At 72.2% G+C, this 23,146-nt stretch carries 23 protein-coding genes; 21 read left to right on the forward strand and 2 right to left on the reverse strand.

Translation table 11 applies throughout. From position 1 onward, the window contains the following. The first annotated feature begins 10 nt into the window (after nt 1-10). From AB0K12_RS15130 to AB0K12_RS15150, 5 genes are read left to right on the forward strand one after another with little or no spacing between them, the layout of a single operon-like run. On the forward strand, nt 11-1,609 hold the full coding sequence (locus AB0K12_RS15130) for a tryptophan halogenase family protein (protein WP_364560379.1): 1,599 nt from the start codon (nt 11-13) through the stop codon (nt 1,607-1,609). Further along, entirely contained in the window at nt 1,609-2,163 is a 555-nt protein-coding gene (locus tag AB0K12_RS15135) for a flavin reductase family protein (RefSeq protein ID WP_364560382.1), read from the forward strand. Before AB0K12_RS15130 ends, AB0K12_RS15135 begins: the two co-directional genes overlap by 1 nt. Continuing rightward, on the forward strand, nt 2,160-3,866 hold the full coding sequence (locus AB0K12_RS15140; RefSeq protein WP_364560384.1) for a non-ribosomal peptide synthetase: 1,707 nt from the start codon (nt 2,160-2,162) through the stop codon (nt 3,864-3,866). Before AB0K12_RS15135 ends, AB0K12_RS15140 begins: the two co-directional genes overlap by 4 nt. Beyond that, the gene (locus AB0K12_RS15145) at nt 3,863-4,588 is read left to right on the forward strand and encodes an alpha/beta fold hydrolase (protein WP_364560387.1); all 726 of its coding nucleotides are present in this window, start codon (nt 3,863-3,865) and stop codon (nt 4,586-4,588) included. The genes AB0K12_RS15140 and AB0K12_RS15145 overlap by 4 nt, the downstream gene beginning before the upstream one ends. Before the next feature lie 2 nt (nt 4,589-4,590). Next, nucleotides 4,591-5,778, forward strand: coding sequence for a cytochrome P450 (locus AB0K12_RS15150; protein ID WP_364560389.1), 1,188 nt, complete (start codon nt 4,591-4,593; stop codon nt 5,776-5,778). Nucleotides 5,779-5,872: 94 nt separating this feature from the next. On the opposite strand, the gene AB0K12_RS15155 is transcribed toward AB0K12_RS15150, so the two are convergent. Next, nucleotides 5,873-6,634 (reverse strand): LmbU family transcriptional regulator, encoded by a 762-nt coding sequence (locus AB0K12_RS15155; protein ID WP_364561415.1) that lies wholly within the window; start codon nt 6,632-6,634, stop codon nt 5,873-5,875. Further along, on the reverse strand, nt 6,634-6,882 hold the full coding sequence (locus AB0K12_RS15160) for a hypothetical protein (RefSeq protein WP_345392607.1): 249 nt from the start codon (nt 6,880-6,882) through the stop codon (nt 6,634-6,636). Before AB0K12_RS15160 ends, AB0K12_RS15155 begins: the two co-directional genes overlap by 1 nt. Nucleotides 6,883-7,163: 281 nt before the next feature. Here AB0K12_RS15160 and AB0K12_RS15165 point away from each other — a divergent pair, with 281 nt between their 5' ends. The 16 genes from AB0K12_RS15165 (at nt 7,164) to AB0K12_RS15240 (ending at nt 23,145) form a co-directional block, all read left to right on the forward strand. Further along, nucleotides 7,164-7,340 carry a hypothetical protein gene (locus AB0K12_RS15165; protein WP_364560391.1) on the forward strand — a complete coding sequence of 59 codons (177 nt, stop codon included), beginning with the start codon at nt 7,164-7,166 and terminating at the stop codon, nt 7,338-7,340. A 7-nt stretch (nt 7,341-7,347) separates the two neighbouring features. Continuing rightward, nucleotides 7,348-9,534, forward strand: coding sequence for a TOMM precursor leader peptide-binding protein (locus tag AB0K12_RS15170; RefSeq protein ID WP_364560393.1), 2,187 nt, complete (start codon nt 7,348-7,350; stop codon nt 9,532-9,534). Between the two features lie 18 nt (nt 9,535-9,552). Next, nucleotides 9,553-11,064, forward strand: coding sequence for a SagB family peptide dehydrogenase (locus AB0K12_RS15175; protein ID WP_364560395.1), 1,512 nt, complete (start codon nt 9,553-9,555; stop codon nt 11,062-11,064). 292 nt (nt 11,065-11,356) lie between these two features. Next, nucleotides 11,357-13,651: a histidine kinase gene (locus tag AB0K12_RS15180; RefSeq protein ID WP_364560397.1), complete on the forward strand. Its 2,295-nt coding sequence runs from the start codon at nt 11,357-11,359 to the stop codon at nt 13,649-13,651. A gap of 65 nt (nt 13,652-13,716) precedes the next feature. Next, nucleotides 13,717-14,331 (forward strand): response regulator transcription factor, encoded by a 615-nt coding sequence (locus tag AB0K12_RS15185; protein ID WP_364560400.1) that lies wholly within the window; start codon nt 13,717-13,719, stop codon nt 14,329-14,331. 39 nt (nt 14,332-14,370) lie between these two features. Next, nucleotides 14,371-14,694, forward strand: coding sequence for a PadR family transcriptional regulator (locus AB0K12_RS15190; RefSeq protein WP_364560402.1), 324 nt, complete (start codon nt 14,371-14,373; stop codon nt 14,692-14,694). Continuing rightward, nucleotides 14,691-15,701 carry a hypothetical protein gene (locus AB0K12_RS15195; RefSeq protein WP_364560403.1) on the forward strand — a complete coding sequence of 337 codons (1,011 nt, stop codon included), beginning with the start codon at nt 14,691-14,693 and terminating at the stop codon, nt 15,699-15,701. Before AB0K12_RS15190 ends, AB0K12_RS15195 begins: the two co-directional genes overlap by 4 nt. 34 nt (nt 15,702-15,735) lie before the next feature. Then, nucleotides 15,736-16,611, forward strand: coding sequence for a hypothetical protein (locus AB0K12_RS15200; RefSeq protein WP_364560404.1), 876 nt, complete (start codon nt 15,736-15,738; stop codon nt 16,609-16,611). Continuing rightward, on the forward strand, nt 16,611-17,501 hold the full coding sequence (locus AB0K12_RS15205) for a hypothetical protein (protein ID WP_364560405.1): 891 nt from the start codon (nt 16,611-16,613) through the stop codon (nt 17,499-17,501). Before AB0K12_RS15200 ends, AB0K12_RS15205 begins: the two co-directional genes overlap by 1 nt. Nucleotides 17,502-17,508: 7 nt before the next feature. Then, nucleotides 17,509-19,242 (forward strand): peptidoglycan-binding protein, encoded by a 1,734-nt coding sequence (locus AB0K12_RS15210; protein WP_364560408.1) that lies wholly within the window; start codon nt 17,509-17,511, stop codon nt 19,240-19,242. After that, nucleotides 19,235-19,918 carry an ABC transporter ATP-binding protein gene (locus AB0K12_RS15215; RefSeq protein ID WP_364560411.1) on the forward strand — a complete coding sequence of 228 codons (684 nt, stop codon included), beginning with the start codon at nt 19,235-19,237 and terminating at the stop codon, nt 19,916-19,918. The genes AB0K12_RS15210 and AB0K12_RS15215 overlap by 8 nt, the downstream gene beginning before the upstream one ends. Beyond that, complete coding sequence (locus AB0K12_RS15220; RefSeq protein WP_364560414.1) at nt 19,918-21,096, forward strand: ABC transporter permease; 1,179 nt, start codon at nt 19,918-19,920, stop codon at nt 21,094-21,096. The genes AB0K12_RS15215 and AB0K12_RS15220 overlap by 1 nt, the downstream gene beginning before the upstream one ends. Before the next feature lie 25 nt (nt 21,097-21,121). Beyond that, complete coding sequence (locus AB0K12_RS15225; RefSeq protein ID WP_364560417.1) at nt 21,122-21,979, forward strand: SseB family protein; 858 nt, start codon at nt 21,122-21,124, stop codon at nt 21,977-21,979. Further along, nucleotides 21,976-22,356, forward strand: a complete 381-nt coding sequence (locus tag AB0K12_RS15230; RefSeq protein WP_364560420.1) for a hypothetical protein — start codon at nt 21,976-21,978, stop codon at nt 22,354-22,356. The genes AB0K12_RS15225 and AB0K12_RS15230 overlap by 4 nt, the downstream gene beginning before the upstream one ends. Before the next feature lie 52 nt (nt 22,357-22,408). Continuing rightward, on the forward strand, nt 22,409-22,810 hold the full coding sequence (locus tag AB0K12_RS15235; RefSeq protein WP_364560423.1) for a YbaB/EbfC family nucleoid-associated protein: 402 nt from the start codon (nt 22,409-22,411) through the stop codon (nt 22,808-22,810). Beyond that, nucleotides 22,807-23,145, forward strand: a complete 339-nt coding sequence (locus tag AB0K12_RS15240) for a hypothetical protein (protein WP_364560426.1) — start codon at nt 22,807-22,809, stop codon at nt 23,143-23,145. Before AB0K12_RS15235 ends, AB0K12_RS15240 begins: the two co-directional genes overlap by 4 nt. Nucleotide 23,146 lies beyond the last annotated feature (1 nt).

A 23,146-nucleotide genomic window follows, 5' to 3' on the forward strand; every position in this document is an offset into this window, starting at 1 on the left:
AGTCACCAACATGTCCCACGACAACCGCGTGCGCAACATCGTCATTCTCGGCGGCGGTACGGCAGGCTGGATGACCGCGTCCTACCTGGGCAAGGCCCTGCAGCGGACGGTGAAGATCACCGTGCTGGAGGCGCCGGCGATCCCCCGCATCGGCGTGGGCGAGGCCACGGTGCCCAACCTCCAACGGGCCTTCTTCAACTACCTGGGGATCCCTGAAGACGAGTGGATGCGCGAGTGCAACGCCAGCTTCAAGGTGGCGGTGAAGTTCATCAACTGGCGCACGCCGGGGGAGAGCTCGCCGACGCCGCAGCCGCTCGGCGGGCGTACCGACCAGTTCTTCCACCCCTTCGGCCTGCTCCCGTCCGCCGACCAGATCCCGTTGTCGCACTACTGGGCGGCCAAACTGCTGAAGGGCGAGACCGACGAGCCCTTCGACTACGCGTGCTTCAAAGAGACCGCGATCATGGACGCCAACCGGGCGCCGCGCCATCTCGACGGCACCCCCGCCACCTACTACGCCTGGCACTTCGACGCCGCGAAGGTCGCGGGCTTCCTGCGGAAGTTCGCGGTGGACAAGCAGGGCGTCGAGCACGTCGAGGACCAGATGACCGAGGTCCTGCGCGACGAGCGCGGCTTCATCACCGCCCTGCGCACCGCCGGCGGACGCCTCCTTGAGGGCGACCTGTTCATCGACTGCTCCGGCTTCCGCGGCCTGCTCATCAACCAGGCGATGGAGGAGCCGTTCATCGACATGAACGACCACCTGCTCTGCGACAGCGCGGTGGCCACGGCCGTCCCGCACGACGACGCCGCGAACGGCGTCGAGCCCTACACCTCCGCCATCGCGATGTCGTCGGGCTGGACCTGGCGGATCCCGATGCTCGGCCGCTTCGGCACCGGCTACGTCTACTCCAGCCAGTTCGCCACCCAGGACCAGGCCACCGAGGAGCTCTGCCGGCTCTGGGGCCTCGACCCCGAGACCGCCCCGCTCAACCAGATCCGCTTCCGCGTGGGCCGCAACCGGCGCGCCTGGGTGCGCAACTGCGTGAGCATCGGGCTGGCGTCGTGCTTCCTCGAGCCCCTGGAGTCCACCGGCATCTACTTCATCTACGCGGCCATCTACCAGCTGGCCAAGCACTTCCCCGACCGCACCTTCGACCCGGTGCTGATCGACGGCTTCAACCGCGAGATCGAGGAGATGTTCGACGACACCAGGGACTTCATCCAGGCCCACTTCTCCCTCTCGCCGCGCACGGACACGCCGTTCTGGCGGGCGAACAAGGAGCTGGAGCTGGCCGAGGGAATCAAGCAGAAGATCGCGATGTTCAAGGCGGGCCTGCCGATCAACCTGCCGATCACCGACGAGCGCGGCTACTACGGCAACTTCGAGGCCGAGTTCCGCAACTTCTGGACCAACGGCAGCTACTACTGCATCTTCTCCGGCATGGGGCTGCGGCCGGACAAGCCGCTGCCGTCGCTCACGTACAAGCCGGAGGCCATCGAGGCGGCCGAGCGGCTCTTCGCCGACGTCAAGCACCGCCAGGCGGACCTCGTCTCCTCGCTGCCCAGCAACTACGAGTACCTGCGGCAGCTGCACGGGGACAGCTGATGGGCGCCAAGGAGCTCCCTGTCCTCGACGGGCCCGTCGCGTCGGCCGGCGACCATCGGGCGCTGATGAGCCGCTTCCCCACCGGGGTCGCCGTGGTGACGGCGGTCGACACCGTCGGCCGCCCCCACGGCATGACGTGCTCGTCGATGACCAGCGTCACCCTGTCGCCGCCGACGATCCTGGTGTGCCTGCGGATCGGCAGCGCCACGCTGCGTGCCGTCCATGAGCGCGGCGCCTTCGCGGTGAACCTGCTGGACGCGGGGGCCCGCGCCACGGCGGAGCTGTTCTCAGGGCCGGTGCCCGACCGGTTCTCCCGCGTGCGCTGGATCAGGTCGCAGTACGGGCTGCCGTGGCTGGTGGACGACACGCTGGCGATGGCCGAGTGCCGGGTGAGCAGGGCGATCCGCGACGGCGACCACGAAGTGCTGTTCGGGCGGCTGCTGCGGGTGGCCGAGCAGCCGGGGATCCCGCTGCTGTACGGCATGCGGTCGTACTCGGCGTGGCGCGCGTCATCGCTGGCCGGCCCGGCGGAGATGAAGGACATGAGCGCATGACGACGAACAACGGCGTAACCGAGATCTTCGCCGCCCTCGACCGATGGGCGGCCACCCGCCCGTCCGAGACCGCGGTGAGCGCACCCGACGGGGCGCTCACGTTCACGCAGCTCGGCGAGCGCACGCGGGCCATCGCGGGCACGCTGGCCGCGCAGGGCGCGGGCCCCGGCACCCAGGTGGGGCTCTGCCTCGGCCGCAGCCATCTGTCGCTCCCCGCGCTGCTCGCCGTGTGGTGGACGGGCGCGACGGCCGTGCCGCTGGACGAGCGGCACCCCGCCGACCGGCTCAGCTTCGTGCTGCGCGACTCCGACACCCACCTGATCGTCGGTGACCGCGTGCCCGCGGGAGCCGTGCCGCAGCGGTGCCGGGTGCTGCCCGCCGCCGCGCTGGACGGGGACGATCCGGCGCCGCGCCGGGCCGACCCGCACCCCTCCGGCGTCGCGTACGTCATCTACACCTCGGGCACGACCGGCTGGCCGAAAGGCGTCGAGGTGTCCTACCGGGGGCTCGGGGCGTTCGTCGCCGCGCTGGGCGGGCTCGGCCTGCCCACGGGCGGCACGGGCGTGAACGCGGTGTCCCCGTCCTTCGACGGCTGGCTGTGGTGCGCGCTGCTGTACCTCAGGTACGGCCAGGGCATGACGATCATCGACACCGACCTGGCCGAGAGCGTGGCGGCGGCGGCGCCGAATGTGGTGTGCATGACGCCGTCGCTGCTGCTGGCCTGCGAGGAGGAGGTCGCGGGGGCCGAGGTGCTGGTGGCGGCCGGCGAGCCGCTGCCCGCCGCGCTGGCGGCCCGCTTCACCGGCAGGATGCTCAACGTGTACGGGCCCACGGAGGCGACCATCGCGGCCACCTGCGCCGACACGGCCAGAGGCGACGACGTGACGACGATCGGCCGGCCGCTCCCCGGCTACACCGTCCACATCCTGGACGACGAGCTGCGGCCCCTCCCCCCTGGCACCCAGGGGGAGCTGTTCATCGGCGGTCCCGCCGTGGCGGCCGGCTACCGGCGACGGCCCAGGCTGACCGCCGAGCGGTTCGTCCCCGACCCGTTCGCCGGCGACGGCGGCCGGCTGTACCGCACCGGCGACCTCGCGCTGTGCCGCCCCGACGGCCTGCTGGAGTACCGCGGCCGCTGCGACGAGCAGGTGAAGATCCGCGGCTTCCGGGTGGAGCTCTCGGAGGTGGAACGCGTCGCCGTGGAGATCGACGGCGTCCGCGGCGCCGCCGCCTACCTGCTGGCCGGCCTGGGCGCGCTCGGGCTCGCCGTGGTCGTGGACTCCGGCGAGCGCCTGGAGGCGGTCCGTACGGCCTGCGCCGACCGCCTGCCGCCGGCCGTGGTCCCGTCCCAGGTGACGGCGGTCCCCGCGCTGCCCACCACGCCCACGGGCAAAGTGGACCGCGCCGCGCTCGCCAGGATGACGGCCGCCACCGCGACCGGTGGGCGGCGGCCGGGCACGCCCGCCGAACGCGTGGTCTGCGAGGTGTGGAACGGCCTGCTGCCGCAGCCGGTGCACGACGTGGACGCCGACTTCTTCGAGCTGGGCGGCCACTCCCTGCTCGCGGCGCGGGCCGTGGCGGCGCTGCGCAGGGCGACGGGCGTCCGGCTCACGGTCGGGCAGCTGCTGGGCAACCCCACGGTGGCGGGCCTCGCCGCCGAGCTGGACCGGCTGGGCTGGGTCGTCGCAGAGGAGGTGTCGTGAGCGGGCCCTGGCTGCTGCCGTTCCACGCGGGGCCGCCGGCGACGCTGCTGTGCCTGGCGCCCGCCGGGGCCGGCTGCGGGCAGTACCGTCCATGGCAGGCCATGGCGGGGCCCGAGGTCTCCGTGATCGGAGTCCAGCTGCCCGGCAGGGAGACCCGCTGGGCCGAGCCGCCGGCGAGCAGCGTGGACGAGGTGGTCACCGGCGTGCTCGGCGAGCTGACCGCGCTGCTCAAGCCGGACGACCCGCTGATCGTCTTCGGCCAGAGCTTCGGTGGCCTGCTGGGCTACGAGATCGTCCGCAGGCTCGCCGACGAGTACGGCAGGCGCCCTCGCGCGCTGATCGTCGCCGGCTGCCGCCCGCCCCACATGTGGGTGGGCGCCGGCCGGGGCCTGGCGGACGACGACGCGGAGCTGACGAAGCTGCTCGACGTACGGGCCCTGGACGAGGACGACCTGGACGAGGACAGCCGCGAGCTGATGCTCGACGTGCTGCGGCAGGACGCGCGGCTGTCGCTCACCTACACCCATCACGCGGTGGCCGTCCCGGCCACGCTGGAGGCGTGGGGCGGCCAGGACGACGAGACGGTCACGCCCGGCCACCTCGACGGCTGGCGGGCCTATGCGGGAGGCGGGTTCCGCCGGCGGACGTTCCCCGGCGGACACTACTTCTGCCTGGAGCGGGCGGACGACGTGGTCGCCGCGCTCGGGGCGTACTGGAGCTGACCATGCAGGTGAATCTCAAAGACCCCGAGCTGTTCAGCAGGGGCGGGTTCTGGTCGGTGCTGGCCTGGCTGCGGCAGCACGACCCGGTGCACTGGCACGAGGAGGACGACGGCCCCGGGTTCTGGGCGGTGACCCGCTACCACGACATCGTGGGGGTCTACACCGACCAGAAGTCCTTCAGCTCGCGTTACGGGATGCGCCTGGACAGCGACCCCGGCGCGGTGTCGGCCGTCGCCCAGCGCATGCTGATCGTCTCAGATCCGCCCGACCACACCCAGCTCAAGAGCGTGCTGGCCAAGGAGTTCGGCCACGCCGAGGTGCCGCGGCTGCAGGCGCTGGTCGAACGGGTCGTGCGCGCCGTCGTACGGGACGCGGTCGCCCAGGGCGAGGTCGAGTTCCTGGAGGTGGCCAAGCAGATCCCCAACAACGTGGTGTGCGCGCTGATGGGGATCCCGAGCAGCGAGTGGGAGTGGGTCGGCTCGATCACCACGGAGGCGTTCGAAGGGGACGACGAGGCGGCCCGCGCGGGTGCCCACAGCGAGATCTTCCTCTTCTTCACCGAGCTGCTCGCCGAGCGGCGGCGGAACCCTGGCGACGACTTCGTCAGCCGCATCGCCGCCGAGCGCAGGCTGGTCGGCGAGGGCGAGGAGCGGCCGCTCACCGACGAGGAGATCATCTTCAACTGCAACGGCGTGCTGGCCGGAGCGAACGAGACCACCCGGTACTCGGCCGCCGGCGGCGTGCTCGCCCTGATCGAGCGGCCCGACCAGTGGGAGCTGCTGCGTTCCGCGGGGGCCTCCGGCGTGCCCGCCGCCGTGGAGGAGGTGCTGCGCTGGACGGTGCCAGGCGTGCACGCGATGCGCACCGCCGTACGGCCCACCAAGATCGGCAACGTGCGCATCGCGGTCGGCGACCGGGTGACGCTCTGGAACGTCTCCGCCAACCGGGACGAATCGGTCTTCGAGCACGCCGATCGGTTCCGGGTCGACCGCTCGCCCAACCGGCACATCACGTTCGGCGCCGGCCGGCACCTGTGCCTGGGCGCCCGGCTGGCCCGCCTGGAGCTGAAGGTCTTCTTCGAGGAGCTGATCGGCCAGGTGCGGACGATGGAGCTGACCGGCGAGCCCCGCTACAACGCCTCCAACTTCACCTGGGGCCTGCGCAGCCTGCCGATCCGGCTCGCGTCCTGACCTGACGACCACGACAGCGCCCGGCGACCGCCGGGCGCTGTCCTGTGTTCGGGGCACAGAAGGAAGGCCCCGCCGGGAGCGGCGGGGCCGATGGTCATGCCAGGGAACGTTCGCCTCCCGACACCACGAGCGCCTCGCCCGGCTCGGGGACCTTGACGGTGCCCGGCAGGGCGGGCGTCAGCACGATCGTCTCGTCGCCGACGGGAAGGGCGAGGTTCCGCGTACGCCGCTCGGGCAGCAGCAGCAGATCGGCCACCTGGTCCAGGACCATGGTCATCCACTCGTGCAGGCTGCGCCTGGTCTCCCCGGCCGCCTGCAGCCAGCGCTCCTCCCTGGAGTGGTCGATGCGCAGCGTCACCGGCGTCTCCTGCGGCCGCTCGCGGGCGCCGACGCACCGGTTGCGCAGCTGCTGGCGGAGCTGGTTGCGCGACCATCGGTGCTGCTCCACCCGGTCGAGCCACTCGTCCTGCTCGTCGGGCGGCAGCGAGGCCAGCTCCGCGTGGTGCTGGAAGCTGACCCTGTCGCGGCGGCGGTGCATCGGGAAGCGCCGCGCGACCCAGGCGTAGTTGCGCAGCGTCTGGTAGTTGAGGGACGTGCCGGCGATGGCCCGCTGATACCGGTCGGGGAAGGTCTTCTCGCCGTAGTTGAGCCAGTCACCGAGCCACCACGTCGACGAGTCGGTGATGAGGGCGATCTGCTTGCCCAGCCGCTCCCACGAGGTGAACGGCATCGCCTGGGGCAGCACCAGCCCGACCCGCTTGGTGAGCACGGTGTTCGGCAGGCCGAGCCGGCTCGGGGCGGCCGGTGGCCGGCGGCCCGGCATCGCGGGGGTCTCGTCGCGGCGCATGGCGTCCATCACGCTGCGTTCCCGTTCGAGGTCTCGCCGGCCACCGGCTCCCAAGGGCCGTAGGCGACGGTGATGTCGCGGGCGACCACCTCGGCGTTGGCCGTGCCCATGGCCTCCATCTCGCGGTGCGCGCACTCGGCCGCTTCCCTGTCCATGCCGAAGTCCTCAACCATGGTCTGCTGCTGGTCGGTGAACATCACGGCGTACTCGCGGTAACTTCCGACCACTCGATGGGTGGGATCCAGAGTTTGCGTCATGGTCTTCCTCGTTTCGTACTGATCTGTGTTCCCGCAGCGTCCGGCCCACCGGTCCGGCAGGCGCGCGGCCTGCGCCGATGGACGGTGAACATCGCAATCCCTTCCATTTCCGGTCATTTCCCGCCCAGAATAAAGTCGCGGCGGCTCGGGATCGACGGAATGGATCACGCGTGCGGTGTGAATAATTCACGGTCGGCGAATGACGAGATAACTAGAAATCTCCGCCGAATCGGCACACGATCTGGCTGTCCAGTTGCTTTTCCGGTTCCCGAGGAGGGGTCATGACCGCATCGGTACTCTCGCGCCCCGACGCCCAGGCCAAGCGCGAGCGCTCCACCACGATCACCGCATGGACCATGACGGACGCGGACCTTCCCGCGGCGTGGGCGGCCGACCTCGTCATCGAGGACCCGGCCGAGCAGACGCGTCCGGCCTTCCCCACGTACTGCGCCGCGTGAGGCGGCCATGGCGGCCCAGGCAGACCGGCTGTTCCTCGGTTTCAAGCGCCACCTCAGGGTGGAGCAGGCTCCGGGCGGTGCGATCCGGGTGACCTCGGCGCGGGGCACGACCACCCTGCAGGGCGCCCTCGTCCACCGGCTGGCGCCGCTCCTCGACGGCACCCGTACCGAGTCCGAGATCCGCCGCGCGATGGCGCCGTTCGCGTCCGAGGACAGGGTCGGCCACATGCTGGGCCGCCTGGCGCGGGCGAACCTCGTCGGCTTTCAGACGACGTCGCGAACCGCCGCCGACGCCTACTGGGACCTCGCCGGCGTCGACCGGCCGGACGCCGGCGCCGATCCCACGTCGGTCGCGGTCGTCGCGCTCGCGGGCGCGCAGCCCGCGGCCGACGCCTGCCGGGCCGCCGGGCTGACCGTCACGCAGGACGAATCCCGCGCCGACGCCCTGTTCGTGCTCTGCGCCGACTACCTCGACCCGCGATTGGCGGAGATCAACGAGCGGCGGCTGTCCGACGGGACGCCCTGGCTGCTGGCCAGCGTCTGCGGGCCCGACGTGTGGGTGGGCCCCGCCTTCGAGCCGGGGACGGGCCCGTGCTGGGAGTGCCTGGCCGCGCGGCTGCGCCGCCGCCGGCCCGGCACGCCGGAGCCGCCCGAGGCGTCGCTGGCGCCGACCCGCGCCGCCGGCCTGCACCTGGCGGTCCTTGAGCTGACGAAATGGCTGGCCGGTGCGGCGAGCGGGCTGCGCGAGCAGGTGTGGACGCTGGACACGGTGAATCTGGCGCTGTCCTGCCACCCGGTCACGCGGCGTCCGCAGTGCGCCGCGTGCGGGGACCCCGCCGCGAACCGCGTGCGCGTGGTCCCCGCCTCGGTGGCGTCGGCGGGCAGCAGGCCGGGCAACAGCCACCGCGCGATGCCGCTCGAGGACGTGTGGGAGCGCTACCGCCACCTCGCCGACCCGGTGACCGGCATCACCGACCCCATCAGGCCCGACCCGCGCAGCCCCGGCTTCGTCCACTGCTATTTGTCGGGCAGGAACCTCGCGCTCGACGACGAGGCGGGCGGGGTGCGGCAGTGGAGCGGCGGCAAGGGTTGCACCGACCTGGAGGCGCGGGTCAGCGCGCTCGCCGAGGCCGTGGAGCGCTACTGCGGCACCAGGCTCGGCGACGAGCAGGTCGTCCGCGGCAGCTACCACGACCTGCGCGCGGACGCCGTCCACCCGGACAGCTGCCAGCTGTTCCACGAGCGCCAATACGCCGAGCGGGCCCGCTGGAACGCCGGCGCCACGCCCTTCCAGCAGGTCCCCGAGCCCTTCGACGACCGGGCGGTCATCGACTGGACCCCCGTGCGCTCGCTGACGACGGGGGCCGAGCGGCTGCTGCCCACCGACCTGCTCTACTTCACCGGCGGCGCCGGCGAGCCCTCGCTCAGGGCCACCTCCAACGGCAACGCCGCGGGCGCGAGCCTCGCCGACGCGACCGTCCAAGGCTTCCTCGAACTGGTGGAACGCGACGCGGTGGCGCTGTGGTGGTACAACATGACCCGGCAGCCGGTGATCGACCAGGCGTCCTTCGACGATCCGTTCATCTCCGGCGTCTTCGACGGCCACGCGGGCATCGGCCGGGCCCTGTGGCTGCTCGACCTCACCTCCGACCTCGGCGTGCCCGTCGTGGCGGCGATCTCGCGCCGCACCGACAAGCCGGCCCAGGACATCATGCTCGGCTTCGGCGCCCACTTCGACGTGCGCATCGCCGTACGCAGGGCGCTCACGGAGCTCGGGCAGATGCTCTGCGCGGTGGCCGACGCCAGGCCGGACGGCACCGGGTACGCGCTGGCCGACACGCACCTCGTGACGTGGTGGCGCGAGGCCACCACGGCGAACCAGCCGTACCTGCTGCCCGACCCCGGACAGGCGCCACGACGCCTCGCCGACTACGGCGACGCCGGGCACGGCGGCCTGGAGACCGACGTCGCCGCCATGCACGCCATCGCCGAGCGGCACGGCCTGGACGTCCTCGTGCTGGACCAGACCAGGCCCGACATCGGCATGCCGGTCGTCAAGGTGACCGTGCCCGGCCTGCGGCACTTCTGGGCCCGTTTCGCCCCAGGCCGGCTGTACGACGTCCCCGTCCGGCTGGGCCGGCTGCGCCGCGCCACCGCCTACCACGACCTCAATCCCATCCCGCTGTTCCTCTAGCCGCAGGAGTGACCGATCATGGCTGCCGGATTCGGCCACAGGAGACGCGAACTGCGCGCGTTATGGTCCTTTCGCGAGGACGTCTACCTCGAAGCCGACTCCCGCGCAGGAACAATGGTGCTGCACAGCCGCTGGGACGACATCGAGGTGCCGCATCCGGGGCGGACGGTGGCCGAGGCGCTCCAGCGGATGGCCCTGGGGCCGATCCGCCTCGACAACGTCATCAGCGAAGCGGCGGACCTGGCCACCCTCCACCGTCTCCTGGAGCGCCTCGAACCCCTGGTCGTGCGCTCCCTGGGCGCGGACCAGGAGCAGCCGCTGGTATCGCTGGTCCCGCTCACGCCGCGCTCGCGTCTGAGAGTGCCGCCGGTGCCGGGCGACGTCCCCGTCCGGCTGTCCAGGTTCGCGATCATCAGCTCCGACGGCATGGACTACCGGCTCGAATCGCCCCTGGCGCTGCACCGGGTGGTCCTGCACACCCCCGAGGCCATGGGCCTGGTCGGCCACCTCAGGCGGCCCACCAGACTGGACGCGATCGGCGACGCTCCGCCGTACTTCGCCACCCTCGTCGCCCACCTGGTGGCGACGGGGATGGTCGTGCGGGCGGAGCGCGTCGAGCCGTTCCGCCCGGCGGAGTTCGCCGAGGACACCGACGACGTGCTGGTCGCGTGGTCGCCGGTCAACCTGCTCTTCCACAGCCGTTCCACGCTGGGCAGGCACGACGCGGACTTCGGGGCGACGCATCCGGTGGGGGACCGGCGCGGCGTCGAGCCCGTGGTCGCCGACCGCCACGACAGCGGCCTCGTCACGCTGTACCGGCCCACGTGGGAGCGCCTGGTCGCGGCCGATCCGCCGCTCGGCGCGGCCGTGGAGGCGGCGAACGGCGCGCCCCCCGCCCCTGGGCCGCTCACCGCGCGGGAGCTCGGCGAGCTGCTCTACCGCACGGCCAGGGTGCGCTCGGTGAGCGGCCCGCCCGGCTCGCCGGAGGAGACCAGCGATCGCCCTTATCCGAGCGTCGGCTCGCTCTATGAGCTGGAGCTGTACGTCGTCGCGGGCGACTGCGGCGACATGCCGCGGGGCGTCTACCACTACGACCCGCTCGATCACGGGCTGCGCAGGCTGCCGGGCGAGCCGGCCGACGTCGGCGCGGCGCTGGAGAACGCGCGGCTGGCCGCCGAGATGGATCATCCGCCGCCCGTCCTCGTCATCATCACCGCGCGTTTCCGCCGGCTGTCGTGGAAGTACAACGGGCTCAGCTACGCCATGATGCTGAAGAATGTCGGCATGCTCACCCAGACGCTGTGCCTGGTGGCCGCCGGGCTCGGGCTGGGCGCGTACCCGCTGGAGAGTGTGGACGTCGAGCTGTGGGCCGACGCCCTCGACGCCGACTGGCGCGTCGAGTCGAGCGTGGGCGCCCTCGTGATCGGCAGGAAGCCGCCGCGCGAGCCCGCGAGCGGCTGGCAGCCGGTGAACGACGCCCACTGGCCCGACCTGGCGCACCGGCTGACCCCGGCCGGAGAGACCGCCTGATCACCCGCCCCTGATGTGTCACCTGCGCGCATGCAGCGCCCATGAAGTCCGATCGGTCCGTGTGGCAAGATGTTTTCACATCCGTTCACGGGCGAGGTGAGGATCGGACGTGGCACCCGATCATGACGAACGGCGCGCTGCTCACGATGGGGTTCCTGTTTTCCGGAGTGCCAAAGCCTTTCATGCCGGCGCCTCTTCGCCCGACGGGGGCTGTTCCGATTTTCCTATCAACGTGCGTTCCGCTGTCCGCGCGCTGAGAGGAAGGCAGCCGAGCCGCTAAGGGGGCAAGGGGATGGGCCCGCACTTACTGGGTCATGAGGGCATGCGGCTCAGGCCCTTGGAGCCGCGAACGCGGCGGGTGGCGTGGGCCGTCACCGCCGCCGTCGCCGTCGGCTATGCCACCAACTCGGTGATCGCCGTGGTGGCGGGCGGCCTGCGCGGCGCGGGCCTGCTCGCCTTTCTCGGCTGTCTCGCCGTCGTCGTGTCCCTGCAGCTCGCGCACTACAGCCAGGGCGCGCTCGGCTGGCCGGCCCGGGTCCGTTTCCTCACGCTCGGGCTGCAGGCCGTCGCCACGTTCGCGCCCGCCGCCTGGGTGGGGCCGCAGTTCGGCGCCGCCGCCGGCTTCCTCGCCGGCTCGACGCTGGTGGTGATCAAGAGCGGCGTGCGGTGGGTGCTCTATCCCGTCGTGGGCGCCGCGGTGCTGGTCGCGGCGCTGCTGCAGGGCCAGCCGTGGGAGCCGCTCAACCTGGTCTACGCCGTGCACCTCACGCTGCTGACCGGCCTCATGCTGTACGCCGTCGGCTCCCTGTCGACGATCGCCGCCGAGCTGCACGACTCCCGTACCGACCTCGTCCGCATGGCCGTCGTGCAGGAACGCCTGCGGGTCGCCCGCGACCTGCACGACCTCGTGGGGCACGACCTGTCCGCGATCACCCTCCGGTACGAGCTGGCGTACCGGCTGCTGCCCGCCGCCCGCGCCCGCGCACTCGAGGAGATGCGGCACGCCCTCGACGTCGTACGCCAGGCCACGGTCGGCGCCCAGTCCGTGACCGGCGGCTACGGCAAGATGTCGCTGGCCAGGGAGAAGACCGACGCCGCCGCCACCCTGTCCGCCGCCCAGATCGAGGCCGGCATCCGCATCCCCGACATCACGCTCACCGGCCGCCTCGACGAGGTGATGGCGATCGTGCTGCGCGAGGGCATCACCAACGTGCTGCGGCACAGCAAGGCGCAGCACTGCGACATCGAGCTGGCCGTCGAGAACGGCACGGTCAGGCTCCACGTGGCCAACGACGGCGTGGACGCGGTCCACGCGGACCTCACCGACCGCGGCGACGGCCTGGGCAACCTGACCGCCCGCCTGTCGGAGATCGGCGGCCGGCTGACGGCCAGGGGAGAGGGCCACTGGTTCCACCTGACGGCCGAGGCCCCGCTGCGCCACCAGTCCGCCCCGCCCGACCGCCATCCGCAGGACGCCTCGCCGCGCGGCGGCTGGAGGCAGGGGGCCGGAGTCGCGGACCGGTGGGGCCCGAGGACGGCCGCCTGCATCGTCGCCGTGGTGCTGGCCGGTTACGCGCTCGCCATCCTGCTCAACATCGTCTGGACGTACTCGGGCACGGTGGACGTGCTGGGCGCCGCGGTCTGCCTGGCGGTCATGCTGGCGATGCAGGTGCCGCTCACCTTCGGCATGCTGCGCACGCCCCGGGCGCGCTGGGCCGCGCTGGTGGTGGAGGCCGTCGCCGCCTTCCTGCCGCTGGCCTGGCTGCACGTCCCGTGGGGCGGCATGGGCGGGTTCGTGGCGGCGGGCGTGCTGCTCGTGGTGTCCGGCAGGGCCCGCTGGATCCTGTACGCCGCCCTGGGCGGCGCGGTGCTGACGCTGGCGGTGCTGGCCGGGACGAGCGTCAGCATGGTCGCCTGGCTCACCATCTCGACGCTGCTCACCGGCCTCGTCGTGTACGCCGTGAGCTGGCTGCTGATCATGGTGGCCGAGACGCACGCCGCGCGCGGCGAGCTGGCGGACGCCGCCGTCGAGCGGGAACGGCTGCGCATGGCACGCGAGCTGAACGAGGTGCTGGTGGACGGCCTGTCGCAGGTGGCGCTCAAAGGCGTGCTGGCGTGCCGCCTGATCAGCACGTCCCCCTCCCGGGCGCACACGGAGCTGGAGCGGATCCTTGACTCGCTCAGGCGCATGCTGGCCGACGTACGCCATGTGGCCAGCGACTACCGCAACATCTCCTTCACCGGCGAGGCCGACTCCGCACAGGCGATACTCACGGCGGCCGGGATCGAGGTCAGGGCCGATCTCCGGCTCGGAGCCCTGGACGACAGGACCGACACGGTGCTCGCGACCATGCTGCGCGAGGCGGTCACCAACATCCTGCGCCACAGCACCGCCCGCCGGTGCGTCATCGAGGGCGCGGACGGCCGGCTGACCATCGCCAACGACGGGGTGGACCTTCCTTCCGGCCCTCGTACGGTCCACAATCAGCATGGTCTGGGCGATTTGGAGCGGCGCCTGGACGGCGTCGGCGGTCGGCTGGAGGCACGCGTCGAGGACGGGTGGTTCAAGGTGACCGCTCTTTTGTGACGGCGGCGCGTTTGCGCCTGCCGCTGTGGCGTATACGTTGCTTAGGGCGACGTGCAGGGGGCGGAATGCTGGAGCTGAAGGTCCTGATCGCCGAAGACGTGCACATGGTGCGGGGAGCGCTGGCCGCCCTGCTCACGCTGGAACCCGACATCTCCGTGGTGGCCGAGGTCGAGTGCGGTGACATGGTCGTTCCCATGGCGCTCAAGACGAAGCCCGACGTGGCCGTCATCGACATCGACATGCCGCGCATGGACGGCCTGACCGCCGCGCAGATCCTGCACGAGAAGCTGCCGTCCTGCCGCACGCTGATCCTCACCGGCATGGGCCGTCCCGGCACGCTCAGGCGGGCACTCGCGGTGTCGGTGTCCGGCTTCCTGCTCAAGGACGCGCCCGCCGACCAGCTCGCCGCCGCCGTCCGCGGCGTCGCGGCGGGCCGCCGCATCGTCGACCCCCAGCTCGCCCTGTCCGCCTGGGACATCGGCGAGAACCCGCTGTCAGGGCGCGAGATCGAGGTCCTGCACCTGGCGTCCAAGGGGGCGGAGGCCGAGGAGATCGCGGCCACGCTGCACCTGTCGGTGGGCACGGTGCGCAACCACCTGACCAAGATCGTCACCAAGCTCAACGCCCGCAACCGCGTGGACGCCATCCGCATCGCCACCGAGGCCGGCTGGATCCACTGAGCGTTGCATACACTTCGTTCAACGGAATAATGTCGCCCCATGCCGAGGGGAACATCTGAAGTCAGCGAGCCGATGTACTTCGTGCTCACCGCCCTGCGTGCGGGTCCGCTGCACGGACACGCGATCAGCAAGTCGATCAAGGAACTGTCCGCGGGCAGGGTGCAGCCGTCGGTCGGCACCCTCTACGGCATCCTGGAGCGGCTCAACGAGCGCGGCGTGATCACCGTCGACCGCGAGGAGACGGTCAACGGCCGCAACCGCCGCTACTTCCGGATCACCGACGAGGGCCAGGCGCTCGTGGAGGCGGAGGCGAGGCGGATGCACGAGGCCGCCGCGCTGGTGCTGCGGCCCTCCAGCACATGACGGTCGTCCCGCAGTCCCCACAGTCGCCGCAGAGCCCGCAGAGCCCGCAGAGCCCGCAGAGCCCGCAGAGCCCGCAGAGCCCGCAGAGCCCGCAGAGCCCGCAGAGCCCGCAGAGCCCGCAGGGCGGCCCGCTGGAGCGCCGGTACCGCGCGTTGCTGCGGGCCTATCCGCGCTCCTACCGCGCGGCGCACGGTGACGAGTTGCTCGACGTCCTGCTGGAGTCGGCCGACCCCGGCAGGACCGTGCCCGTGCCGAGGGAGGCGTGGGGGCTGCTGGCGGGCGGCGTGCGCAGCCGCGTCGTGCACCTGGCGGCGGGCAGTCCCTGGAAGGACGGCCTGCACCTCGGCGTGACGGCCCTGGCGGCGGTGCAGCTGGCGGCGCTGCTGCCGTACGCGGGGACGCTGCCCCTGTGGACGGCGGCGTCGGCGCTCGCCCTGCTCGCCGTTCTGCGCGGGTGGGTATGGGCGGCGATCCCGCTCACGCTGGCCGTCGGCATGAAGGCGGTGGCGATCGCGGCCGGCCGGCAGATCTTCGACCTCACGCTGCTGCCCGTCTACCCGTCGCCGCTCGGCGATCACGCGTTGTTCTCCGACAGTGACCCGTACGTGGTGGCGGGCGGATACGCGGCCACGCTGGCCGGTCTGGGAGTGCTGGCGGCGCGCGGGCGGCCGCTGCGCGCCCGGTCGTGGTGGTGGTGCGCGGCGGCCCTGGCGGCGGCGTGGTCGGGGCCGCACTGGATGGCGGAGGAGGGCCCGCTGTCCCTCTCGCTCAGCAGGATGGCCGTGGAGGCGGCGGCGTTCGGGCTGGCGGCCTGGGCCGGATATCTGACGCGCGACCACCGGTGGGCGCTGGCCGCCGGCATCTATCTGGCGGTGACCTCGGGTGACCTGGCCGTGCACGCGTCCCAGCTGACCGGGCAGCACCTGGCCTACTGGGGCGTGCTCGCCGTGCTGGCGCTCTGGGCCGCCGGCGCGCCCCTGCGGCAGCGGCGGCACTGCCTGGATTGACCATGCTACGTTCAACGGAGTATGGTCGGGCGCCATGCCGTACAGACACCGCGTGGCCGCCGGCGCGCTCTGCGCCGCCATGCTCACCGGGTGCGTCTCCGCGACGGAGGCGGACCCGGAGCCAGGAGCCGGCGGCGCCGACGCGTCGAAGCAGCAGGCCCAGCGCATCCAGTCCGCCATCGCCGACTGCATGAAGCAGCAGGGCTTCAAGTACGTCGCCTGGGTCCCCGAGCAGGACGTCTTGGAGGAGTTCGACAAGGCGAGTTCGGGCGACTACGAGGCCATGCGGAGGGAGCGTTCCTCGCATGGCTTCGGGGTCTTCGACCTCCTCGCCGACCCTGGCGGCAAGCGGGTGGTCTGGAGCGAGAGCGACAGCCCCAACCACACGATCAAGAACGAGCTGTCCGACGCCCAGCGCGCCGCCTACGACAAGGCGCTGACGTCCTGCGGAAACGCGGCGATCAAGCAGGTCACCGGCAAGGTCGTCACCTCGGAGGCCGACCGGGCCGAGCAGCGCAACAAGCTGATCGACCAGACCCTTGAGCGCGAGCTGAACGGCGAGCCCAGGCTCGTCGAGCTGGCCGCCGCCATGGGCGACTGTCTCAAGGGCAAGGGCTATCGGGTCGACTCGCTCAAGCCGGTGGACCTCGACCGGCGCGGCGCCCGCGAGTTCGAGGCCCAGAAGCGGGCGCTCGCCATGAAGGACGACATCCCCGAGCGCGACCTGCCCGAGGGCCGCTACTACGAGCCGCGCCTGCCGCAGGCCACCGCGAAGCAGTACCTCGGCAGGGAGATCAAGGCCTCGCTCGACGACCTGGAGTGCGGCAAGGACTTCTACGCCGCGTACCTGCCGCGCAAGCGCGCGATCAGCGCCCAGGTCGGCGACCTGTTCGGCGGAGGAGGGATCTGATGAGGATCGGCAGGATGATCGTGCCGCTGGCCGCCCTGGCAGTGCTCTGCGGCTGCGGGGGCGCCGCGGAGACCGCCGCGCCGTCGCCGAGCGCGACGAGCGACAAGAAGCACCGGATCGAGGCGGCCAAGGCCGACTGCATGAAGCAGCAGGGCTTCAAGTACGTCCCGTACGTCTGGCGTCCCCCGGTGCCGGACACGGACGAGAGCCGCAAGCGCGCCGCCGGCGACTACCAAGCAATGCGGAAATTTCGCGCAAAGCACGGGTTCGGGGTGTTCGCCTTGTACGTCTATCCCAAGGAGCTGGGGCACCCAGCGGTCAAACCCGACGACCCTGTGATCAATCCCAACATGGAGATCCAGTCCTCGCTCTCCAAGGCTCAGATGGGCGCCTACAGGAAGGCGCTGGACACCTGCATGGTCACCGCGGCCAACCAGGTGCTCGGCCTGAAGCTGAAGTCGGGCACCGACTACTACGCCGAGCAGAACAAGGTCCGCGAGCGCGCGCTCAAGAGCGACCTCAACAGCGACCCCGAGCTGGTCGAGCTCGCCGCCGCCATGGCCACCTGCCTCAAGGGCAAGGGCAACGCGATCAGCGACACCACGCCGCTGGCCATGGCGAGGCGCGGCCAGGAGATGTTCAGTGCCCAGGAGGACAGGCTGGGCCGGGCACAGCGCGACGACGTGCCCGACGTCGCGCCTCCGGCGAAGGAGGGCGAGCTGCCGATGATCTACGCGCCCACCCTCACCCCCGAGGAGGCGCGCCCCTATCTGAACAGGGAGATCAAGGCGGCGCTCGACGACCTGGAGTGCGGCAGGGACTTCTACCCCGTCTACCTGCCGCGCCAGGCGGCGATCGACAAGCAGGTCAACGACCGGTTCGGCATGTGAAACCGCCATGCAGTCGCCACGCAGACTCATCGCCGGCATCATCGCCGGCGTCGTCGTCATCGCCGCCGCGGGCTGGGCACTGAGCACCCGGTTACGCTCGCCCGCCGACGAGGCGGCCCGCAGGGCCGCGCCCAGGCCCTCGCTCATCACCGCCGCCGTCGAGCGCCGCAAGCTTGTCAGCACCGTCGTGACCAGCGGCACCCTGGAGTACGGCTCGCCCCTGCCCATCACCCTCGCCGGAGCGGTCGGCGGCGCGGCGGAGCAGCAAAGGGCGACCAGGGCGCCGCGCAAGGGCCGCATCAAGGAGGGCGCGGTGCTGATGGAGGTCAACGGCCGCCCGGTGTTCGCGCTGCGCGGCTCCGTGCCGATGCACCGCACGATCGCCCCGGGCAGCAAGGGCGCCGACGTCAGGCAGCTGCAGCGGGCGCTGCGCAGGCTGGGTTTCGGCGGGCCGCTGACGGGCGTGTTCGACCAGGCCACGATCGCCGCCGTCACCAGGATGTACACGAAGAAGGGGTACGAGGCCCAGCAGCCGTCGCTGGCCGACCGGCAGGCGTACGACACGCTGCGCAAGGCCGTACAGACGGCGCAGGAGACCCTCGCGACCGAGCAGCAGGCGCTCGACCAGGGCCGCGACGTGCTGCCGCTGAAGGTGAAGCTCGACAACGCCGAGGCGGACATGACGGCGGCCAAGCGGGCGCTGAGGCAGGCCGAGGAGCGGCGGCTGACGCCCGAGGACGAGGCGAAGCTGGCGGCGGCCGACGCGGCCGTACGCGCGGCGGAGGAGAAGCTGGCGGCGGCCGAGCAGGAGCTGGAAGCGGCCAGGACCCGGCCGACGCCCACCCCCACCTCCAGCCTCAGTCCCACCCCCACCTTCATCTCCGCGAGTCAGCCGCCCGCCGACACGAGCCTGTTGCGGATGCGGGTCGAGAACGCCAGGGCCGACCTCGCCGCCGCCCACGAGGCGCGCGGCCTGGCCATGGAGGAGGCGCGGCAGGCCCGGGAGAAACGGCTGGAGGAGCTGCGCAAGGCCGTACGCACCGCCAAGGAGAGCCTGGTCACGGCCCAGCAGGCGCTGCGGCAGGCGAGGAGGTTGTCACCCACCAGGCTCAAGGTGGCGGGCGCCAGGAAGGACGTGGCGGCGGCCGAGGAGATGCTGGCCGAGTACGCCCGCACGTACGGCACTTCCGTCCCGCCCGGCGAGGTGGTGTTCCTGCCGAAGCTGCCCGCTCGGGTGCAGAAGGTGTCGGTGAAGGCGGGGCAGCGCGTCGAGGACGAGGTCGCCACCGTCACCAGCTCGTCGTTCATGGTGACCGCGAGCGTGGAGGCGGCGGAGGCGGAGCTGCTGCGCGCCGGCATGGAGGCGAGCATCGAGCTCGGCACGGGCAAGACGTATCGGGCCACGCTCACCGCGGCCGGCGACCGGGCGAAGGTGCCGGGCGCCGAGGAACCGCCTGAAGGGGCCGTACCGATCCTGCTCACGCCCGCCACGAGCAAGGCGCTCAAGGCCGGCACGGCGGTCACGGCGCGGGTCACCGTGGGCGCGACCGAGGAGCCGGTGCTGGTGGTCCCCGTGGCGGCGGTGATCACCTCGGCCGACGGGAAGGCCCGCGTACGCGTCGAGCACGCGCCGGACGAGACCAAGGACGTCGAGGTGCGCACGGGCCTGACCGCGGACGGGAACGTCGAGGTCACCGGCGCGCTCAAGGAGGGCGACCGGGTGGTGGTCGGCGGTGGCTGAGCCGGTCATCGAGCTGACGGAGGTGTGCAGGGAGTTCCCCGCCCAGCCGCCGGTCCGCGCACTCGACCGCGTCACGCTGCGGGTCGGCAGGGGCGACTACCTGGCCATCACGGGCCCGTCAGGCTCTGGCAAGTCGACCCTGCTCAACGTGCTCGGCCTGCTCGACCGGCCGAGCACCGGCAGCTACCGGCTGGACGGCGTCGAGACCACGACCCTGCGCGACGGCGCCAGGACCCGGCTGCGCGCCGACCGCATCGGCTTCGTCTTCCAGGCCTTCCACCTGCTGTCCCACCGCAGCGTCGTGGAGAACGTCATGCTTGCCGAGGTCTACCGCCGACGGCCGGGCACGATCAGGCAGCGGCGCGCGCGGGCGATGGCCGCCCTGGAGCGGGTCGGCGTCGCCCACCGCGCCGACTTCGCGCCCGGCCTGCTGTCCGGCGGCGAACGCCAGCGCGCGGCCATCGCCAGAGCCCTCATGGGCGAGCCGTCCCTGCTGCTGTGCGACGAGCCCACCGGCAACCTCGACAGCCGCAACACCGAGGCGGTGCTCGGCCTGTTCGACGAGCTGCGCGGGCAGGGGCTGACGATCGTGGTCATCACGCACGAGCAGGAGGTCGGCGCGCGGGCCGGGCGGCGGGTGCGCATCACCGACGGCGTGCCGGCGGAGGAGGCGTGATGCACGTACGCGACCTGATCGGCGAGTCCGTCGCCGGCATGCTCGCCAGGCCGGTGCGCTCGGCACTCACCACGCTCGGCACCGTGCTCGGCATCACGACGCTCGTCGTCACGCTCGGCGTGGCCGCGACGGCGGGCAACCAGATCGTCGGCCGCTTCGACGAGCTGGTGGCCACGGCCATCACCGTGGAGGTGCCGGAGCAGGAGTTCGAGCCGCTCGTGGAGTGGACCGCGATCGACCGGCTGACCAGGCTGCGCGGCGTCGAGTCGGCCGCCGCGGTGGCCGAGAGCGACGACGGCTCCAACCTGTCCGTGCGCTCCAACGACATCGTGGACCCGTCCAGGGTCACCACGCAGTCCTTGACCGTGCTGGCCGCGACGACCGGGCTGCCCGAGGCGGCGCGCGGCCGGATGCTGCAGGGCCGCTTCTACGACACGGGACACGTCCGGCGGGGCGACCGGGTGGCGGTCATCGGCGACCAGGCGGCCAGAGCGCTCGGCGTCACCCGGCTCGACCGGTCACCGGCGATCTTCATCGGCAGGCACGCGTACACGGTGATCGGCATCATGGGCGACCTGCGCCGCGAGCGGAACCTGAGCACGGCGGTGATCGTCCCGCCCACGGCGGGCCGGCAGTTCGGCCTCCGCGACGTCACCCGGGTGCTGGTCAACACCACCTTGGGGGCCGCCGGGCTGATCGCCGGCCAGGCCCCCGCCGCGCTCAGCCCCGGCAACGCGGACATGCTGCACGTGGTCGCGCCGCCCAGCCCCACCAGGGCCCGCGACCAGGCGCAGGACGACGTGAACGCGCTCTTCCTCATCCTCGGCCTGGTCTCGCTGGTCGTGGGCGCCGTCGGCATCGCGAACGTCACCCTGGTCACCGTCATGGAACGGGTGCCGGAGATCGGCCTGCGCCGCGCCCTCGGCGCCGCCCGCCGGCACATCGCCGCGCAGTTCCTCCTGGAGTCGACGCTGATCGGGCTGATCGGCGGCGTGGTCGGCGCCGCGCTCGGCGTGGTCACCGTGGTCGCCGTGGCGGCCGCCCGACAGTGGACGCCGCTCCTGGACGTCCGCCTGGCCATCGCCGCGCCCGTCGCCGGCGCGGTGGTGGGCCTGCTGGCCGGCCTCTACCCGGCCCTGCGCGGCGCCAGGATGGAGCCGGTGGACGCCCTGCGGTGAGCTGCACACCTATTAAGGTGACGCCATGCAGGTCGCGAGCACGTTCGAGGAGGCGCTCGGCAGGGCGCACGCCCGCGGCGACTGGTCCGCCTGCTCGGAGCTGCTGCGCGCCGCCGCCTTCGCCCTCCCGATCGGCGACGAGGCGGCGCGGGGTGAGACGCCGGCGGTCTGGCCCACGTTCACGGCCGATGGGCGCACGTGGCTGGCCGTGTTCACCTCGCCGGAGTCGATGGGCGAGGTGGCCCGGCACTTCAGGGTCGTGACCCTGCCGGAGCTGGCGGCCCGCTGGCCCAACCCGCACTGGGGGCTGGCGGTCAACCCGGGGCGGCCGGTCTGCTTCTACCTGGAGCCGGGGACGGTGGCCAGGCTCGCCGCGCCGACGCTGCGGGAGGTCGTGGCAGCGGTGCCGGAGGCGGACGTCCCGATCGTGCAGAAGCTGCTGCGCCCTTTCGACGTCCTGGAGCTGCTGAGCACGGGGGAGCCGCGGGTGTCCGGCTACTGCCACCTCGCGACGGACGTGGCGCACCTCACGCGGCCGGCCGCCCTGGCGGAGGCCCTGGCCAGGGACGAGGCGCTCACCCGCGACGGCACCGTGAACATCCTGCGCTGGCCGGCCGTCGGCCTGTCCCTCTACCGCACTCCCTACGGCGGGACGGACGAGCAGAGCATGCGGGCCGTCGCCGGGTGGGTCGTCGAGGAGCCGCCGTTCGTCGGGATGGGCCTCGCGCCCAGCGCGGACGAGATCGTCAGGGAGTACAAGATCGACGGCATCCTGCTGCCGTACGGGGCGGAGATCCTGGAGCTGGGGGCCGGCGGCGTGGAGCGGCTGCGCGCGCAGTTCGACGCCGATCGCGGGAAGTGGCTGGTGGAGGAGCCCGGATGAGCTATCGGGCCTCCTGGAGGGGAGCCGTGTACGACGCCGCACCACAGCTGCTGGAGGACGGACTGTGGATCCGGCTGCGCCGCGCCTCGCCCGCCGCCGGGTTCGAGCGGCTGGCGGACGACCTGTACGTCAGGCCCGTCCCCGCCGCGGAGTGCGCCTGGGTACGCCACGTCGTCACCGTCTGCACCTGGCGGGACGCGCCGTTCCGGTTGTGCGTGCAGCGGGGGGACAAAGTGCTCATCGAGTACGTCGGCGCGCAGGTCACCGTGGCGAGGCAGCTGGATCTCGACCGGATCGACCGCGGTGTCCACAGGCTGTGGGTGCCCAGGGCCGAGGTCGCGGAGGTGCAGGAGCTGCCGGTGGATGTCCTGTTGTGACGGGTGTTGCCATTGGTACGTTACCGGGCAGACACTTTTGGGGGATATGTCGATGAACGTTGATGCGGGCGGGCTGCAGGCTTACACCGACGAGCTCCAAGCCCGGTTCATGCGGTTGCAGAGCGAGGCGCTGTCCCTGAACGAGCAGGCCCGCGCCGTCGAGGTCACGGAGAAGTCGGCGGACGGCCTCGTCTCCGCCACCGTCGGCGCCCGCGGCGAGCTGATCAGCCTCGACCTCGACCCCCGCGTGTTCCGCCGCCCCGACGCCCGCGGACTCGCGGACACGATCAAGGACACCATCCACCGGGCCACGCTCGCGGCCCAGGACAGGGTGGTGGAGATCTTCGCCTCGATCGTGCCCGCCGAGCAGATGCGGGCGCACGTCGAAGGGGACGTCGAGGCCCTCATGCGGCAGCTGGCCGGCCAGATGGCCGAGGGGGACGGTCAGCGGTGAGGAACGAGGAGGGCACCGAGATCACCGAGCCGATCTCGACCGGGATCTCCCAGTTCGAGCTCATGGCGACTGATCTGGACACCGCCTACCAGTCGGACGAGACGGAGCTGCGCGGGCTGCTGGCGGCCAAGATCTGGGGCACGGGAGCGGCCGGCACCGCGTTCATCCGGGCCCTTGAGGCGAGCGGCGGCCTGGATCTGTGGCTCTACGACACCAGCGCGCTCGTGCAGGACATCAACAGGACGCCGGCCAAGTTACGCAAGGCCGTCGGCAACTCGCTGAGCACCGACGCGGCGCTGGCGCAGCGCACGGCCCGCATGCTCGGCCCCGCCTGAC

The sequence above is a fragment of the Nonomuraea sp. NPDC049419 genome (assembly GCF_040676995.1).
Taxonomy (GTDB): domain Bacteria; phylum Actinomycetota; class Actinomycetes; order Streptosporangiales; family Streptosporangiaceae; genus Nonomuraea; species Nonomuraea salmonea.

What these genes read in the sequence shown, in the direction of transcription:
- AB0K12_RS15130 (WP_364560379.1), top strand. Translation starts at nt 11, where the DNA reads ATGTCCCACGACAACCGCGTGCGCAACATCGTCATTCTCGGCGGCGGT.
- AB0K12_RS15135 (WP_364560382.1), top strand. Translation starts at nt 1,609, where the DNA reads ATGGGCGCCAAGGAGCTCCCTGTCCTCGACGGGCCCGTCGCGTCGGCC.
- AB0K12_RS15140 (WP_364560384.1), top strand. Translation starts at nt 2,160, where the DNA reads ATGACGACGAACAACGGCGTAACCGAGATCTTCGCCGCCCTCGACCGA.
- AB0K12_RS15150 (WP_364560389.1), top strand. Translation starts at nt 4,591, where the DNA reads ATGCAGGTGAATCTCAAAGACCCCGAGCTGTTCAGCAGGGGCGGGTTC.
- AB0K12_RS15155 (WP_364561415.1), bottom strand. Translation starts at nt 6,634, where the DNA reads ATGGACGCCATGCGCCGCGACGAGACCCCCGCGATGCCGGGCCGCCGG.
- AB0K12_RS15160 (WP_345392607.1), bottom strand. Translation starts at nt 6,882, where the DNA reads ATGACGCAAACTCTGGATCCCACCCATCGAGTGGTCGGAAGTTACCGC.
- AB0K12_RS15165 (WP_364560391.1), top strand. Translation starts at nt 7,164, where the DNA reads ATGACCGCATCGGTACTCTCGCGCCCCGACGCCCAGGCCAAGCGCGAG.
- AB0K12_RS15170 (WP_364560393.1), top strand. Translation starts at nt 7,348, where the DNA reads ATGGCGGCCCAGGCAGACCGGCTGTTCCTCGGTTTCAAGCGCCACCTC.
- AB0K12_RS15175 (WP_364560395.1), top strand. Translation starts at nt 9,553, where the DNA reads ATGGCTGCCGGATTCGGCCACAGGAGACGCGAACTGCGCGCGTTATGG.
- AB0K12_RS15180 (WP_364560397.1), top strand. Translation starts at nt 11,357, where the DNA reads ATGGGCCCGCACTTACTGGGTCATGAGGGCATGCGGCTCAGGCCCTTG.
- AB0K12_RS15185 (WP_364560400.1), top strand. Translation starts at nt 13,717, where the DNA reads ATGCTGGAGCTGAAGGTCCTGATCGCCGAAGACGTGCACATGGTGCGG.
- AB0K12_RS15190 (WP_364560402.1), top strand. Translation starts at nt 14,371, where the DNA reads ATGCCGAGGGGAACATCTGAAGTCAGCGAGCCGATGTACTTCGTGCTC.
- AB0K12_RS15195 (WP_364560403.1), top strand. Translation starts at nt 14,691, where the DNA reads ATGACGGTCGTCCCGCAGTCCCCACAGTCGCCGCAGAGCCCGCAGAGC.
- AB0K12_RS15200 (WP_364560404.1), top strand. Translation starts at nt 15,736, where the DNA reads ATGCCGTACAGACACCGCGTGGCCGCCGGCGCGCTCTGCGCCGCCATG.
- AB0K12_RS15205 (WP_364560405.1), top strand. Translation starts at nt 16,611, where the DNA reads ATGAGGATCGGCAGGATGATCGTGCCGCTGGCCGCCCTGGCAGTGCTC.
- AB0K12_RS15210 (WP_364560408.1), top strand. Translation starts at nt 17,509, where the DNA reads ATGCAGTCGCCACGCAGACTCATCGCCGGCATCATCGCCGGCGTCGTC.
- AB0K12_RS15220 (WP_364560414.1), top strand. Translation starts at nt 19,918, where the DNA reads ATGCACGTACGCGACCTGATCGGCGAGTCCGTCGCCGGCATGCTCGCC.
- AB0K12_RS15225 (WP_364560417.1), top strand. Translation starts at nt 21,122, where the DNA reads ATGCAGGTCGCGAGCACGTTCGAGGAGGCGCTCGGCAGGGCGCACGCC.
- AB0K12_RS15230 (WP_364560420.1), top strand. Translation starts at nt 21,976, where the DNA reads ATGAGCTATCGGGCCTCCTGGAGGGGAGCCGTGTACGACGCCGCACCA.
- AB0K12_RS15235 (WP_364560423.1), top strand. Translation starts at nt 22,409, where the DNA reads ATGAACGTTGATGCGGGCGGGCTGCAGGCTTACACCGACGAGCTCCAA.